The organism is Streptomyces sp. CLCI03 (assembly GCF_053615355.1).
Map to the genome: position 1 here is coordinate 6,976,794 of NZ_CM132132.1, position 16,687 is coordinate 6,993,480.

The 16,687-nt window shown below is 73.1% G+C and carries 4 protein-coding genes and 1 pseudogene; 3 read left to right on the forward strand and 2 right to left on the reverse strand.

Annotated elements, in window-relative coordinates:
* Positions 1-32: 32 nt before the first annotated feature.
* Together ACWG52_RS32235 and ACWG52_RS32240 are read left to right on the forward strand one after the other, a co-directional pair.
* Complete coding sequence (locus tag ACWG52_RS32235) at positions 33-11,030, forward strand: amino acid adenylation domain-containing protein (RefSeq protein ID WP_453126669.1); 10,998 nt, start codon at positions 33-35, stop codon at positions 11,028-11,030.
* Positions 11,017-12,717, forward strand: a complete 1,701-nt coding sequence (locus ACWG52_RS32240; RefSeq protein ID WP_390166848.1) for an ABC transporter ATP-binding protein — start codon at positions 11,017-11,019, stop codon at positions 12,715-12,717. Before ACWG52_RS32235 ends, ACWG52_RS32240 begins: the two co-directional genes overlap by 14 nt.
* A gap of 49 nt (positions 12,718-12,766) precedes the next feature.
* Here the strand turns inward: ACWG52_RS32240 and ACWG52_RS32245 are convergent, their stop codons facing one another.
* Together ACWG52_RS32245 and ACWG52_RS32250 are read right to left on the reverse strand one after the other, a co-directional pair.
* Positions 12,767-13,858, reverse strand: a complete 1,092-nt coding sequence (locus ACWG52_RS32245; protein ID WP_389807242.1) for an alpha/beta hydrolase-fold protein — start codon at positions 13,856-13,858, stop codon at positions 12,767-12,769.
* 34 nt (positions 13,859-13,892) lie between these two features.
* Positions 13,893-14,675 (reverse strand): annotated as a pseudogene (locus tag ACWG52_RS32250) (STM4011 family radical SAM protein); the annotation flags it as partial.
* A 507-nt stretch (positions 14,676-15,182) separates the two neighbouring features.
* Between ACWG52_RS32250 and ACWG52_RS32255 the strand changes: the two are divergent.
* The gene (locus ACWG52_RS32255; RefSeq protein WP_389807232.1) at positions 15,183-16,685 is read left to right on the forward strand and encodes an aldehyde dehydrogenase family protein; all 1,503 of its coding nucleotides are present in this window, start codon (positions 15,183-15,185) and stop codon (positions 16,683-16,685) included.
* The last annotated feature ends 2 nt before the right edge of the window (positions 16,686-16,687 follow it).

A 16,687-nucleotide genomic window follows, 5' to 3' on the forward strand; every position in this document is an offset into this window, starting at 1 on the left:
CATATCGATCTGGAAAGGGCGTTGAGCCTCCGATGACGGAATCGACCGATCGTCTCGTGCTGCTTTCACCCACCCGCCTGGCCGACGTGCGCCGGCGGGCCGGCGACTACGGTGACACGACCATCGCCCGGGCGTGCGCCATCGGACTGGCCTACTGGGCGACGGGCCGGAGCCCCGACGGCCTGGAACTCACCCCCGGCACCCTGTTCGCCGACGTTCTCGGCTGGGCGGACAGCGGCGGAGCCGCGACGGCCGGCTGGGAGGTCGGGACCGAGGGCCGGCACGGCCCGGACGGCCGCAGCATCGCCCTGCCGGAAGGTGTCGTACGGGCCGACGCGCAGCTCGCCCTCGACGACCTGGCCGACTTCCCCGACCGGCCCCTGTCCACCATCGGCCCGTCCGGAGTCGCGGAGCGGCTCGTGACCCTGGCCCGGTGGAACGACACCGCGGCGGACCGGATCCGCCCGACCATCGTCGAGATGTTCCGCGAGCAGGCACGCCTGCGGCCGGACGCCGTCGCCGTCGTCGACGAACACCGCTCACTGACCTACCGTCAGGCGGCCGAGTACTCCGCCCAGCTGGCCCACCACCTGATCGAACGCGGACTCACCGCCGAACAGGTCGTCGCCATCTCCCTGGACCGCTCCGCCGCCATGGTGATCGGCCTGCTCGGCGTGCTCCAGGCCGGCGCCGCGTTCGTACCGCTCGACCCGCAGTGGCCCGCCGCCCGCCGCTCCGTCGTCATCGCCGACGCACGCGTCGTCCTGCAGCTCAACGACTCGGGCGAGCACGCCCCGGACGAACCGGACGCCGTGCCGGTCGACCTCGCCGACTGGCGGTTCGACTCCTACCCCGGCACGGAGACCGGGGTCACCGTCCCCGGCGACGCCCTCGCCTATGTGATCTTCACGTCCGGTTCGACCGGCCGGCCCAAGGGCGCGATGATCCGCCACGAGGCCATCAGCGAGCGCCTGCTGTGGCAGGTCGACGAGATCCTGGGCTTCGGCCACGACGACGCCTCACTGTTCAAGGCACCGTTGTCCTTCGACATCTCCATCAACGAGATCTTCCTGCCCCTGGTGTGCGGCGGCCGGCTGGTGGTCCTACGGCCCGGCGGCGAACGCGACCCCCACCACCTGCTCGGCGTGATCGCCGAGCACCGCGTCACCTTCACCTACCTCGTCTCGTCCATGCTGGACGTCCTGCTGGAGATCGCGGGCGACTCCGGACGGCTCGACAGCCTGCGCCACGTGTGGTGCGGCGGCGAGGTACTGACCCCGGAGCTGTACGAACGCTTCCGCACCCGGCTCGACATACCCATGTACCACGGCTACGGCCCGGCCGAGACGACCATCGGCGTCTCCCACGTGATCTACCGGGGCACCGCGGAACGCCTGTCGACGTCGATCGGCAAGGCCAACCCCAACACCCAGCTGTACGTGCTGGACGACGAGCTGCGCCCGGTCCCGATCGGAGTCGGCGGCGAGCTGTACGTCGGAGGCTTCCTGCTGGGGCGCGGATACGTGGGCGCGCCCGGCCTGACGGCCTCCCGCTTCGTCGCCAACCCCTTCGCCGCCGACGGATCCCGGCTGTACCGCACCGGCGACCTCGCCCGCTTCGCCCCCGACGGCTCCCTGGACTTCCTCGGCCGCGCCGACAACCAGATCAAGATCCGCGGCATGCGGCTGGAGATAGAGGACGTCGAGGTCGGCCTCGCCGAACACCCCGGAGTGCGGCACACCTGCGTCGTCGCGAAGAAGAACACGGTCGGCGGCACCTACCTCGTCGGCTACGTCATCCCCGCCACCGGGAGCGAGGACCTGCGCGCCGACGAGGTCAAGGAATGGGCCACCGGGCACATGGTGGAGTACATGGTGCCCGCCCACATCGTCGTGATGAAGGAGTTCCCGCTCACCGCGAACGGCAAGCTCGACCGGGGCGCCCTGCCGGAGCCCACGACCGGAGCGGGCGCCCTCGCCCCGCCCGTCACCGAGAACGAGCGCCTGGTGTGCGCGGCGGTCGCGACGGTCCTGCGACGCGAAGCGGTCGGTGTCGACCAGGACTTCTTCCAGCTCGGCGGAGACAGCATCCTGGCGATCTCCCTGCTGAGCGCCCTGCGCGGGGCGGGCCTCCACGTCACCGCCCGCCAGATCTTCACCCACAGCGTCGTGGGCGCGCTGGCGGCCGTCGCCGACCGCGAGGCCGCCGCCGTGGACCACGGCGACGTCGCCACCGGTACCGTCCTCGGATCGCCGATCGTGCAGTGGCTCGGCGAGACCACGGACGCCGTCGCCGGCTTCGTGCAGTCGGTGGTGCTGAACACCCCTGCGGACCTGACGCCCGACGCCCTCGACGCCGTCCTCACCGCCGTCGTCGCACGGCACGACATGCTGCGCGCCAGGCTGGTCCGAGGCGAGCGCTGGAGCTTCGAGATCCCGGAGCCGGACCGCGCCACGGCCGGATGGCAGGAGAGCGACCGGCCGCTCGACGCGTGCGTCGCGCTCGCCACCGCCGGGCTGGACCCGGAGAACGGCGTGATGCTGCGTGCCGTCTGGCGCCGCGCGGCGCGCCAACTGGTGCTGGTCGCGCACCACGTGGTGATCGACGGCGTGTCCTGGCGGATCCTGATGGAGGACCTCTCCACGGCCTGGCGTTGGCACGTCTCGGGCGCGCCGATCGCTCTGCCCCCGGTGGGCACGTCGTTCCGGCGCTGGACGCAGTTGCTGGAGCGCGCGGTGTTCGACGCCGACCTGGCCTACTTCCGGCGCGCCCTGCCGGGGGAGGACGCCCCGCTGGGCCGGCGCGCGCCGGCCCCGACCGACACCGTCGCCCGGGAACGCACGACGACCCTCGCGATCGGCCCCGAGATCACTGCCGCCCTGCTCGGCGAGATCCCCGCGAAGTTCCACGCCGGGGTCAACGACGTGCTGCTGACCGCCCTCGCCGTCACCCTCGCCCGGTGGCGCCGTGACCTCGGCCAGGACCAGACGTTCGCCCACATCGAACTGGAGGGCCACGGCCGCGAAGGACGCCACGTGGCGGACTCCGCCGGCTTCGAGCCGGAACTCTCCCGGACCGTGGGCTGGTTCACCACCCTCTTCCCGGTGACCGTCGACCCCGGGACGGCCACCGACCTCACGGCCCCCACCTACCTGGTCTCCGCGCTCAAGGCGGTCAAGGAGGACCTCGCCCGAGTGCCGAGCAACGGCCTCTCCTACGGCGCCCTGCGCTACCTGGCCGACACCACGTTCGACGCGCCCGCGCCCCAGGTGCTGTTCAACTACCTGGGCCGGTTCGACGCCGGATCCGCCGCGGACTGGGAACTCGCCCACACCACGGGTCAGTTGGGTGAGAAGCGCGACCCCGGCATGCGGCTCCCGCGCGCCCTGGAGTTCAACGCCATCGCCGAACCCGCCTCGGCCGGCGGCGCCTACGCACTGGTCACCACCCTCTCCTGGCCCGACGGGCTGTTCACCGACCAGGACATCGAGACCATCGGCGGATACTTCCGGGAGGCCCTGGCCGGACTCGCCGCACTGGCCGGCCAGGACCTGGCCGCCCTCGGCCTGGGCGGCCACTCGCCCGTCGACTTCGCCGTGCCGGCGCTCACCCAGGCCGACGTCGACGAGCTGGACGGCCCGACCCTGCGGGACGTCCTGCCGCTGACCCCGCTGCAGGAGGGCCTCTACTTCCACTCGGTCTTCGACGGCGACTCCACGGGCAGCTATGTCGAGCAGCAGCTGCTGACCCTGGAGGGAGAGGCGGACGCCGACCGGCTCGCGGCGGCGGCCACCCGCCTGCTCACGCTCTTCCCCAACCTGGCCGCACGGTTCACGGCCCTCGCCGACGGCCGGGTGGTCTCCGTCCTGGAGGCCGGGGTCCAGGCCCCCTTCACCACCCTGGACCGCCCCGACATCACCGACGAGGAGATCCGCGAACTCGCCGAACACGACCGCCGCGCCGGGTTCGACCTGGCACGCGGCCCGCTGATGCGATACACCCTGATCCGCACGGGCGCCGGCCGCGCCGTCCTGGTGCAGACCGTGCACCACATCGTCGCCGACGGCTGGTCGGTGCCGCCGATGCTCCGCGCGCTGCTGACCGAGTACCACGCGCCCGGTTCCGTCCACCCGCTCGGCGGGTTCGGGGACTACGTGCGCCGGCTCGCCGCACACGACGAGGACGAGAGCGACCGGGTCTGGAGCGAACAGCTCGCCGGACTGCCCGGCCCCTCGTTGGTCGCCGAGGGGCACACCCCGTCCGACCGGTTCGACGACACCGCCACCTCGCCCGACGGCGACATCGACGAGGCCGCCCGGTCCGCAGGCGTCCCGCTCAGCGTGGCCGTGCACAGCGCCTGGGCGGTGACGCTCGGCGGCCTCCTGCACACCGAGGACGTCGTCTTCGGCTCCACGGTGTCCGGCCGTGACGCGGACGTGCCCGGCATCGAGGACATGGTGGGCCTGTTCATCAACACGATTCCCGTACGCGCCCGATGGGCCACCACCACCACGGCGCGCGACCTGCTCGCCTCGGTACGGGACCACCAGAGCGCGGTGCTCGCGCACCAGCACGTCTCGCTGGCCCGCATCAGTCGGCTGCACGGTGCCGGCCCGCTCTTCGACACCCTGGTGGTGTTCGACGTGGCGACCGACGTGGCCGCCCTGCGCGGACCCGAGGACACCCTCGTCATCGGCGACATCGTGAACGAGGGCGCCCCGCACTACCCGTTGACCCTCGTGGTGGAGCGCTCCCCCGACGGCCGTCCGCGCTTCAACCTGATCCACGACGGCGCGCTGGTGCGGGAGTCGACCGCCCGGACGGTCCTCGCGACCTTCACCCGCACCCTCACGAGCCTGCTCACCCGGCCCGACGACCTCGTCGACGACCTGGCCGCCACGGGCACCCGGCCCCCCGCACAGCTCACCCCCACGACGCTCGGCGAGCTGTTCGACGCCGCCGCGCACCGCGATCCCGCCGCCACCGCCGTCACCCGGTGCGCCCTCGACGGCGCCACCCGATCACTGACCTACGGTGAACTGGCCGCCGCGAAGGACGAACTGGCCCGGGCCCTGCGCGCCGCCGGGGTCCGGCCGGGCGAGCGGGTCGCCGTGGCCGTCCCGCGCTCCCTCGAACAGGTCGTCGCCCTCGTCGCGATCGTCACCGCGGGCGGTGCGTACGTACCGCTGGACCTCGCCTACCCGGACGAACGACTGGAGTACGTCCTCGCCGACGCGGCCCCGCAGGTGGTGCTCGTGGACCCGGAGCACCGAGGCCGCTTCACGCGGCTCCTGGACCGGGCGGGCGTACCGGCCCGGGTGCTCGTACAAGGGGAGCAGCCGCCACCGGACACCCAGGTCGCCCAGATCGCCCAGGACGGGCCCGACGGGCCCGCGGTCGACTGGCACGACCCCGCCTACGTGATCTACACGTCCGGGTCGACCGGCAGGCCCAAGGGCGTCGTCGTCCCGCACTCCGCCGTGGTGACCCTGCTCGCGAACACGCGGCCGGACATGGAGTTCGGCCCGCACGACGTGTGGGTGCAGTTCCACTCCTACTCCTTCGACTTCGCGGTGTGGGAGCTGTGGGGCGCGCTGACCCACGGCGCCGAACTGCTCGTGCCGGACTACGGACTGACCCGCTCGCCCGTCGACTTCCACCGCCTGGTGCGCGAGCGCGGGGTGACCGTCCTCAACCAGACCCCGTCGGCCTTCTACCGGTTCATCGAGGCCGACCGGCACGCCGGCCGGCCCGCCACCGCCCTGCGCCGCGTCGTCTTCGGGGGCGAGGCGCTGGACCTGGGGCGGCTGCGCGGCTGGGTCGAGCGGTACGGGACGGCCTCGCCCGAGCTGGTCAACATGTACGGCATCACCGAGACCACCGTGCACGTCACCCACCGGGTCCTGACCGACGAGGACTTCCGTCCCGGCGAAGACGTCAGCCCGATCGGGGGTCCGATCCCCGGACTGGCCACCTACCTGCTCGACGACCGGCTCCGACCCGTCCCGCCGGGCCGGGTGGGCGCCATCTACGTCGCCGGCGACCAGGTCTCCCTCGGCTACCTCGGCCGGCCGGCCCTCACCGCGGGCCGGTTCGTCGCGGACCCGTTCGCGGCCGACGGCTCCCGGATGTACCACACGGGCGACCTCGCCCGCCGTACGCTCGACGGGGAACTGGAGTTCACCGGCCGCGCGGACGACCAGGTACAGCTCAAGGGCTTCCGCATCGAGCTCGGCGAGGTGGAGTCCGCGATCCGGGAACTCGACGGTGTGGTCGACGTGGCCGTCACCGTCGCCGACAGCGCGGACCACCTGGTCGCGCACGTCGTGGGCGGGGACTCCTTCGACACCGCCGCCCTCGCCGCACTGCTGGCCCCGAAACTGCCCGCCCACATGGTGCCCGCACTGGTCCTGCCCGTCGACGCCCTGCCGCTGACCGTCAACGGCAAACTGGACCGCGCGGCCCTGACCGCCCGCGCCGCGGCGCACGTCGTAGCGCACCCCGTACCGCACGCCGTCCCGGTGGCCGCGACCGGCGCCGCGCTCGCCGCACTGATCGACATCTTCACCGACACCCTGCCCGGCACCGCCGTCGACGGCGACAGCGACTTCTTCCGGGCCGGCGGCGACAGCATCCTCGCCATCACCGTCGTCAACCGGGCCAGGTCACTGGGCCTCACGATCGCCCCCCGGGACGTGTTCCTGCTCAGGACCCCGCGCGCGCTCGCCGAGCACCTGGCGACGAGCAACCCGCCGGCCACGGCGCCCACCGCACCCGAACCCGTCGAGGACGGCCCGCTGACCCCGACCCCGATCATCCTGCGCCGACGCGAACTCGGCGGTTCCCTCGCCCGGTTCGCCCAGGCCCGGACCCTGGTCGCGCCCGAGGGCACCGGCCTCGCCGACGTGGAGCGCGCCGCGCACGCCGTCGTCTCCGCCCACCCCGCCCTGCGCCTACGGCTGCGTACCGAGCACGGCGTGTGGGCCCTGCGCACCGAACCCGCCCGCGCCGCCACCGTCGTCCGCAGCGCCGCGCCCGACGCGACGGCCGCCGCCGACGAGGCCGCCGGACGGCTCGACCCCGAGTCCGGAGAAGTCATCGCGTTCTCCTGGCTGGAGGCGACCCGGACCCTCGTGGTCACCGTGCACCACCTCGCCGTCGACGCCGTCTCCTGGCTGATCCTGCTGGACGACCTCGCCGCCGCCCTGCGCGGGACTCCGCTCGCCCCGCCCACCACCTCCTACGCCGCCTACGCACGGGCCCTGGCCGACACCTCCGCCCACGAGACCGACGACCTCGGGCACTGGATCACCACCCTCCAGGCGCCCCCGCTGCTGCCCGTGGCCGAACGGCCGCGCACGACCACGGTCGTCCTCGCACCCGGGGCCGCCGACCACGTGACGCGCACCGCGCCCGCCGCACTCGGCGTCGGCCTCACCGAGCTGCTGTGCGGCGCGCTGCGCACCGCGCTGACCCACGTCCAGGCCGCGCCCACCGATCTCGCGATCGAGGTGGAGCGGCACGGCCGGGTCCCGGCCTCGCCGCACCACGACTACACCCGTACGGTCGGTTGGTTCACCGCCATCGCCCCGGTGCGGCTCACGGCGCACACCGACCCCGTCGCCGCGGCCCGCGAGGTCGCCGCACGCCGGCCGGACGACCGCGCGCACGTCGCGTACGGCGGCCTGCGGTACCTCAACCCGCAGACGGCCCCGCTGCTGACCGCCCGCCCACAGGTGCTGTTCAACTACCTGGGCCGGGGAGACGAGTCACAGGCCCTCCACCTCACCGGCGTCGACGAGGGCCACCCGTACGCCGTCGAGGTCAACGCCTGGACCGACGCGGCCACCGGAAGCCTCCACGCGGTCTTCACCCTCGCCGAGGGCATACCCGACGAGATCACCGACCACTGGCTCGCCGCCCTGGAGCACATCGCGGTGGCCGCCACGACCGCCGAGCGCACCGCGCCCGTCACCCCGCTCCAGCGCGGCCTGTTCTTCCAGGCACAGCTGGCCGGCCCGGCCGGACACTACGTCGCGCAGAGCTGGTTCACCTTCGACCGACGTCTGGACACCGACGCGCTGGCCGAGGCCATGGCCTGGGTGATCGCCCGGCACCCGGTCGTCGGCGCCGGCTTCACCACCGACGACGACGGCGCGGCCGTCCAGGTCCTCGGCGCGGGCCGGCGCGTCGCCGTCCGTACGGTCGACCTCGCGACGGACGCCGAGATCGACGCCCTGCTCGCCCGCGACCGGGACACCGGATTCGACCCCGGCGAGCCGCCGCTGATCCGCATGACCGTGGTACGGCTGCCCGGCGACCGCGACGGCCTGCTGCTGAGCTACCACCTGCTGCTGTGGGACGGCTGGTCCCGCGAGATCGTGCTGCGCGACCTGTTCGACGCCTACGAGGCCGCCGTCGCGGGCCGGTCGACACCCGCGACCCCGGCGACACCCGGCTTCGAGGACTACGCCCGGGCGCTCGCCGCCAAGGACCCGGCCGTCTCGGAACGCTTCTGGGCCCAGCACCTGACCGGACTCCCCGGCCCGACGCTGCTCGCCGGCCCGGCACCGGCCCTGGTCGACGCCCTGCCCCGAACCCTCGTCCACACCCTCGCCGCCGAGGAGTCGCAGCTGCTGCGGGACCTCGCCCGCACCCACGGCGTCACCCTCAACTCCGTCCTGACCGGCGCGTTCGGCCTCCTGCTCGGCGCCCGCACCGGCCGCGCCGACGCGGTGTTCGGCGTGACCGTCTCCGGCCGCGAGGGCGAGAACCTCTCCGAGGTCGTCGGCGTCCTGCTCAACACCGTGCCCATGTGGACGCGGGCCCGCCCGGACGACACCGTCCGGGACTACCTGACGGCCGTACAGGCGGCCCGGGTCGAGGCGATGGAGCACGAGCACCTGGGACTCGGCGAGATCCAACGGGCCGGCGGCCACGACACCCTCTTCGACAACCTGTTCGTGCTCCAGAACTTCCTCGACATGGAGGCGTTCGCCGCGATGAACACCCGGCACGGCATCACCGCGGTACGGGCCGACGACTCCACGCACTACCCGTTCACCTGGGTCGTCACCCCAGGCGACCGGCTCACCGTCAAACTGGAGTACCGCGACCACGACACCGAGGCCGCCCGCGCGCTCCTCGACGACTACCTGCGGGTGCTCGCCGACCTGGCCCGCTCCACCGGGCCGGTGGGCGCGCTGCCGGGCGCGGGGCACGCGCCGGAGCCCGCCGCCCGCACGGACGTCGGCACGGACACCGTCGTCGACCGGTTCGACCGGGCGGCCGACCGTGATCCGGAGCGGGTCGCGCTCGTCGCCCACGGCCGGACCATGACCTTCGGCCTGCTCCGCGACCGCAGCCGCGCGCTCGCGGGCGTGCTCGCCGCACGCGGCGTCGGACCCGAGACGACGGTGGCCCTCGCCATCCCGCGTTCCCTCGACTCGATCGTCGCGTTGTTCGCCGTCCTGCGCGTGGGCGCCGCGTACGTGCCGCTGGAGCTGGACCACCCGGACGAGCGGATCGCCGCCATCGTCGCGGACGCCCGCCCGGACGTGACCCTGACCGTGAGCGCCGTGTCGCCCCGGCTGACCGGCGACCTGATCGAACTGGACCGGCCGCTCCCCGAGGCCGAGCCGTTCGTGACCTTCGCCCCCGACGACCCGGACCGCCTGCGCCACCCCGCGTACACCATCTACACCTCCGGCTCCACGGGCCGGCCGAAGGGTGTGGTGACCGAGTACGCCGGGCTCACCAACATGCTGATCAACCACCAGCGCCGGATCTTCGAGCCCGTGCTGGCCGATCACGACCACCGCGTCTTCCGCATCGCCCACACCGTGTCCTTCGCCTTCGACATGTCGTGGGAGGAACTGCTCTGGCTCGCCGACGGCCACGAGGTGCACATCTGCGACGAGGAACTGCGCCGCGACGCCCCCCGGCTGGTCGAGTACTGCCTGGAGCACGGGATCGACGTCATCAACGTGACCCCGACCTACGCGCAGCAGCTGGTGGCCGAGGGCCTGCTCGACCACCCCGAGCGGCGGCCGGCGCTGGTGCTGCTGGGCGGCGAGGCCGTCACCCCGGCCCTGTGGCAGCGGCTCGCCGAGACCGAGGGAACGGCCGGCTACAACCTGTACGGACCCACCGAGTACACCATCAACACCCTGGGCGTCGGCACCTTCGAATGCCAGGACCCGGTGGTGGGCGTGGCCATCGACAACACGGACGTGTACGTCCTGGACCCGTGGCTGCGGCCGCTGCCCGACGGAGTCCCCGGCGAGCTGTACGTGGCGGGCGTCGGCATCGCGCGCGGCTACCTCGGACAGCCCGCCCAGACCGCGGACCGCTTCGTCGCCTGCCCGTTCGGCGCACCCGGCGAACGCATGTACCGCACCGGGGACCTGGTCTCCCGGCGGACCGACGGGAACCTGACGTACCTGGGCCGCACCGACCAGCAGGTCAAGATCCGCGGCCACCGCGTGGAACCGGGCGAGGTCGAGGCCGCGTTCGCCGCGCACCCGGCGGTCCGGTTCGTCGCCGCGGTCGCCCAGCCCGACCCACAGGCCGACGGCGCGTACCGACTGGCCGCCTACCTCGTGCTCGACGGCCCGGACGGCGGCGATCTGGCGGCCGTCGCCGCCGAGGTGGGCGCGGCCCTGCCGGACTTCCTGCGCCCGACGCACTACGCCCAGGTCGACCGCATCCCGCTGACCGTCAACGGAAAGGCGGACACCAAGGCATTGCCGGAGGCCCGGCCACTGGGCACGCTGACCACGGCGGGGGAGCGCGGACCGGAGACCGGGACCGAGACCGTCGTGTGCGAGTTCTTCGCCGAAGCACTCGACCTGGACGACGACGAGGTGAGCGCGTTGAGCGATTTCGTGTCCCTGGGAGGGCACTCCATGCTGGCGGTGCGGCTGATCGGCCTCCTCCGCCGGGAGTACGGTCCTGTGATCACGATCCGTGATCTGTTCACCCTGCGAACCCCTGAGATGATTGCCCGCCACCTCGATGAAAACTCCTGACGCACAGCGGCCCCGACCGGGGTCCGACATCCTTCGGACGGCCCTGCGCCGCAACATCGGCGCCATGACCTGGGGCACGATCCTCATGGGCCTGTACCAGGCCGGTGAGACCGCCTTCCCCATCGCGCTCGGCCTGATCGTCGAGCACACGATGCAGGACCGCAGCCCCGGCGCGCTCGCCCTGTCGATCGGCTCCCTGGCCGTGATCATCACGACGGTGTCGCTGTCGTGGCGCTTCGGCATGCGCATCCTGCAGAAGGCCAACACGACCGAGGCGCACCGCTGGCGGGTGCGGGTCGCGGACTGCGGGCTGGAGCCGGTCGCCCGGGACGCCGGACTCAAGTCCGGCGAGGTGCTGACCATCGCCACCGAGGACGCCGACCAGACGGCCGACATCATCGAGGTGGTGCCGCTGCTGATCAGCTCACTCGTCGCGGTGCTGGTCGCGGCGGTCGCGCTCGGGCTGGCCGACATCCGGCTCGGCCTGCTGGTGATGGTGGGCACCGCCCTGATCCTGTCCATCCTGAGCGTGATGTCCAAGCGGATCGGCTCCAGTACCCGCGAACAGCAGGCCCGGGTGGCCCGGGCGGGCGCGAAGGTGGCCGACCTGATCACCGGCCTGCGCCCGCTGCACGGCTTCGGCGGCAACCACGCGGCCTTCCGCTCCTACCGCGAGGTCAGCACGGAGGCCAAGAGCCAGGCGATCACCGTGGCCGGGGTCAACGGCGCCTACGCGGGTACCGCGACGGCCCTCAACGCGGTGCTCGCCGTCGCCGTGACCCTGACGGCGGGCGGGCTCGCCTTCAACGGCGACATCACCGTCGGGGAACTCGTCATGGCGGTGGGGCTCGCCCAATTCATCATGGAACCGCTGAAGCTGTTCTCGGACATGCCCAAGTACGTGATGATGGCCCGCGCGTCCGCCGAACGGATGGCCCTGGTACTGGTCGCGCCCCCGGTGGCGACCCACGGACCGGAGCGTCCGGCCGCCGGCGGGGGCCTGGAGATCGACTGCGTCCGGTACGGGGCCCTGCGGGACCTGAAGTTCCAGGTGCCGGCGGGCGAGTTCGTGGCGATCGCCGCCTACCAGCCGCGCGCGGCGGCCGACCTCGCCGCGATCCTGGCCGTGCAGGTCCCGCCGCACGCGTACGAGGGAGCCGTGCGGGTCGGCGGGGAGGAGCTCGCCGCCCTGTCCATCGAGGCGGTACGCGAGCACCTGCTGGTGAACCCGTACGACGGGGAGATCTTCGCGGGCACCCTCCGCACCAACATCGACCCCTCGGGCACCAGCCGCACGGTCGACGCGGCCGTCGAGGCGTCCATGCTGACCGACGTCGTCGCCCTGCACCGCGAAGGACTCGACCACGGTGTCCGCGACCGCGGCGCCAACCTCTCCGGCGGACAGCGCCAACGGCTCTCCCTGGCCCGCGCCCTGGCCGCCGACTCCGACATCCTCGTCCTGCACGACCCGACCACGGCCGTCGACGCGGTCACCGAGCAGCTCATCGCCCGCAACATCGCGAAGCTGCGCCGTGGCCGCACCACCGTCGTGATCACCAGCAGCCCGGCGCTGCTGGACGCCGCCGACCGGGTGCTCGTCCTGGACGACGGGGTCATCACGGCCGAGGACACCCACCGCAACCTCCTCGCCGGGGACCAGGAGTACTGCCTGGCGGTGGCCCGTTGACGCCGTGATCCGCCCCCTCGACCCGCCCCTCGATCCGCCCGGACCGTGCTCAGCCGAGGGCCCAGGCCACGTCCCGGAGCAGGGCCTGGCGCCAGCCCGCACGGTCGTGGGCGGACGCCGACCGGGAGGTCCGCACGGTCGCTCCCGCCCGCTCGGTCAGGGACTCGACCAGCGCGCAGTGGGGCAGCATCCGCGTCTCGTGTTCCCCCACGTCGAAGGCGATCCGTAGGCCGGACAGGTCCGGGCGCTCCCGTAGCCGTGCGGCGACCGAGCCGCCGACCGGACCGCCCAGCGGGTCCGCCGCCTTCACGGCCTCGGGTGTCCACCACAGCGACGCCGACTGGCAGGCGACCCGGGACACCAGGTCGGGGAACTCCAGCGCCGCGTACACGGCGCTGAGCCCGCCGAGGCTCTGCCCCGCGACCACGAGACGGTCCCGGTCCGCGGGGACGCCGGACTCCGCGACCAGCGGCAGCAGTTCGTCCCGGACCGCCTCCCACAGCTCCGGCCGGCACCCGAACTCGGCCTCCCGGTCCCTCGTCGGCAGGAAGACGAGGGTGACGGGCGGCATCTCGCCGGCCGCGACGGCGGAGTCGAAGGCTGTCATCGCCGGGTGCAGATACAGCCAGTCGTCCCCGTCCAGCAGCAGTACCACCGGCCCACCGCCGCCCGCCGGGTGGACCCGTACGGTCCGCCGCCCGCCCAGCCGCTCGCTCGCCCAGCGGATCCGGGCCCGCGGAAGGGGCAGCACCGCGTCGGCGCCGCCCGCTCCGGTGGCCCAGTGCGGCTGGGCCGGGGCGTCCGGGGTGGCGGCGACGGACCGGTCACCGCCCGCCCCGGCCGGGTTGAACGGGTCGGCGTACGCGGTCCCGTCCACCAGGAACCGGTAGGTCACCCGCAGCCGCGCGGGCATGCGGACCTCGGCGTACCAGCAGTCGGTGTCGTGCCAGCGGCGCAGCGGCACGTCCGGCGACCAGCTCTCGAAGCCGATGCGGGCCGCCGAGCCCCGCCACAGGAACAGGGTCACCCAACCGCCCCCGTCGGCGGGCACCGACGCGGGAGCCCCCGCCCCCGCCCAGAACTCCTCGGAACCTGGTTCACCGGGCAGCCCGAATGCGGCGAAGGCGTGCTCCACGGGCATGAAGTCTCCTCGTGAGGGGCGTAGTTAGGTGAACCTAACTTATCGTCCTTCCGCCCGGCCCGGACGGGAAACCGGCCATCGCCACGGAAGTCCCCACCGGGGACAGCCCCCGCGGGCACGGGGTCAGTCGCCCACCGGGGGTCTCCTGAGCAGGGGAATCACGGGCGTCCGGTGCCGCCGGTACGCGTTCCAGGACACCGCCCGCGAAGACGTCGTAGAGCGGCAGCGTCTCCAGGTGCACGTAGCCGATGTGGCAGTCGCAGGTGGTCAGCGGGCACGGACGGGGGCCGAGCGCGGTCCGGTAGGAGCCGTCGTACAGATTGCCCAGCTCGGCACGGACGAAATGGCAGCGGCGCACCGTGCCGTCACCGTCCACCGAGAGCACCGACTCGCCCGTGCGGCACGGGAGTCCGGCCGAGCGGTGCGGGTGCCTGCTGTACGGGAACAGCGGGTCGAGGGCGGTCCACAGGTCGGCCTCGGCGTCGTCGTACGTGTGGCCGTCGGCCGCGTTCACCCACAGGTAGACGTGGGAGGGCAGGGCGGCGCGCAGCCGGCGGGCGTGCTCCAGATTCTCCGGGAGGCCCACGATGCCGACGCTGTGGCGGATGCCCCGGTCGGCGAGGTCGCGCAGCTTGGCCAGGAAGCGGTCGTACGGAGTCTGTCCCGGGTGGTAGGTGCACCACAGGGCGAGCGTGGCGGGGTCGGCCTCCGCGAGCCAGTCCGTGCGGCAACTCAGGTTGGTCTGGATGGCGACGCGCTCGACGTGGGGCCGGTGCGAGAGATCGACGAGGGCGCGGCGGTACCAGGAGCGGACGAGTTGCGCGGAGGCGACCGCGTGGCTGTAGCCGTCGCAGTGGTGCCGCGCCGGCTCGTTTCAGCGGCGTAGGCGGGGCCGACGTCGTTCCGCTCCTTCTGCCGGTTCCCGTGGAGAACGAGATCCCGCGAGCGCGTGGGTCCGGTGCGGAGCGTAGTCAACCGGAATCACCTCTGCGCCGTTCCGCCGCGGCCGCAGCCGGCCGATCGGGTGCTGTGTCCCAGGTCACGGCATGCGTCGGCGACGGCCCGGCCCAGGTCCGCTCACCGCCTCGCCGCTCCGGGCGGTCCTCGTCCTGCCACCCCTCGGCGGGCCTGACCTGCGCACACATCTGCCCCCGGGCGACACCAAAGATCTGCATCACATGTCCGTATTTGGGGTGTTTTCGGGAGTGAACCAGGACACTCTCCGCAAGGCGTTGCGCATGGGTTCCGGGAGTCGGGGCAGGCGGGCGGATCAAGTCGGTCTGACCGACAGGGGGACTCAAAGGAACGAAAGGCAATACGTACCGTGACGGCAGCACAGCAGACCATCCACGTGGGCGGAGAGTGGCGCGCAGCCCTGTCCGGGGCCACGCGCGAGATCATCGACCCCGTCGACGCGACCCCCTTCGAGGTCGTGGCGGAGGGCGGCGTCCTGGACACCGACGACGCCGTGGCCGCGGCGCGGGCCGCCTTCGACGCCGGTGCCTGGCCGCGCACGCCCGTCGCCGAGCGGGCCGCCCTGCTGCGTCGGGTCGCCGAACTGCTGGAGCGCGACCGGGAGCGGATCGGCGTCCTGGAGAGCCGGGACGCGGGCAAGACCCTGGAAGAGGGGCGCGTCGACGTCGACTGCGTCCGCGACGCCTTCCTCTACTTCGCCGACCTCGTGGAGAAGGAGGACGGCGGGCGGGTCGTCGACACCGGTGCGGCCGAGATCCGCAGTGTCGTCGTGCACGAGCCGGTCGGGGTCTGCGCGCTGATCACGCCGTGGAACTACCCGCTGCTCCAGGCGAGCTGGAAGATCGCTCCCGCCCTCGCGGCCGGCAACACCTTCGTGATCAAGCCCAGCGAGATCACCCCGCTGACCACCGTCGTGCTGATCGAGCTGTTGCTGGAGGCCGGACTCCCGCTCGGTGCGGCCAACGTCGTCACCGGTCCCGGCGACACGGTCGGCGCCCGGCTCGCCGCGCACCCCGACGTCGACCTCGTCTCCTTCACGGGCGGTCTCCTCAGCGGTACCAAGGTCGCCCGGGCCGCCGCCGACAGCGTGAAGAAGGTCGCTCTCGAACTGGGCGGCAAGAACCCCAACGTCGTCTTCGCCGACGCGTGCTCGACGCCCGAGGGCTTCGACACCGCCGTCGACCAGGCACTGAACGCCGCCTTCATCCACAGCGGCCAGGTCTGCTCCGCCGGCTCCCGCCTCATCATCGAGGAACCGCTGCGCGACCGGTTCGTCGCCGAGCTCGCCCGCCGGGCCGAACTGATCCGGCTGGGACGCGGAACCGACCAGGGCGTCGAGTGCGGACCGCTGGTCTCCGCGGCCCAGCTGGCACGGACCGAGGCGTACGTGGCCTCCGCCCTCGCCGAGGGCGCGGTGCTGCGCGCGGGCGGCGGCAGGCCGGCCGGTCCCGGCTACTTCTTCCGGCCCACGGTCCTCGACCGCTGCCACCGCGGTATGCGCGTGGTCCGCGAGGAGGTCTTCGGCCCGGTCCTCACCGTCGAGACCTTCCGCACCGAGGAGGAGGCCGTCGCCCTCGCGAACGACACCGAGTACGGCCTCGCCGGAGCGGTCTGGACCTCCGACGAAGACCGGGCCCGGCGGGTCGCCGGCCTGCTGCGCCACGGCACGGTCTGGATCAACGACTTCCACCCCTACCTCCCGCAGGCGGAGTGGGGCGGCTTCGGGAAGTCCGGCATCGGCCGCGAACTGGGCCCCGGCGGCTTCGCCGAATACCGCGAGGCCAAGCACATCTACCAGAACCTCGCCCCGCGCCCCGTGCGCTGGTTCGCGGGCGCGACGGCGAAGGGCTGAAC

What these genes read in the sequence shown, in the direction of transcription:
- ACWG52_RS32245 (WP_389807242.1), bottom strand. Translation starts at nt 13,858, where the DNA reads ATGCCCGTGGAGCACGCCTTCGCCGCATTCGGGCTGCCCGGTGAACCA.
- ACWG52_RS32240 (WP_390166848.1), top strand. Translation starts at nt 11,017, where the DNA reads ATGAAAACTCCTGACGCACAGCGGCCCCGACCGGGGTCCGACATCCTT.
- ACWG52_RS32235 (WP_453126669.1), top strand. Translation starts at nt 33, where the DNA reads ATGACGGAATCGACCGATCGTCTCGTGCTGCTTTCACCCACCCGCCTG.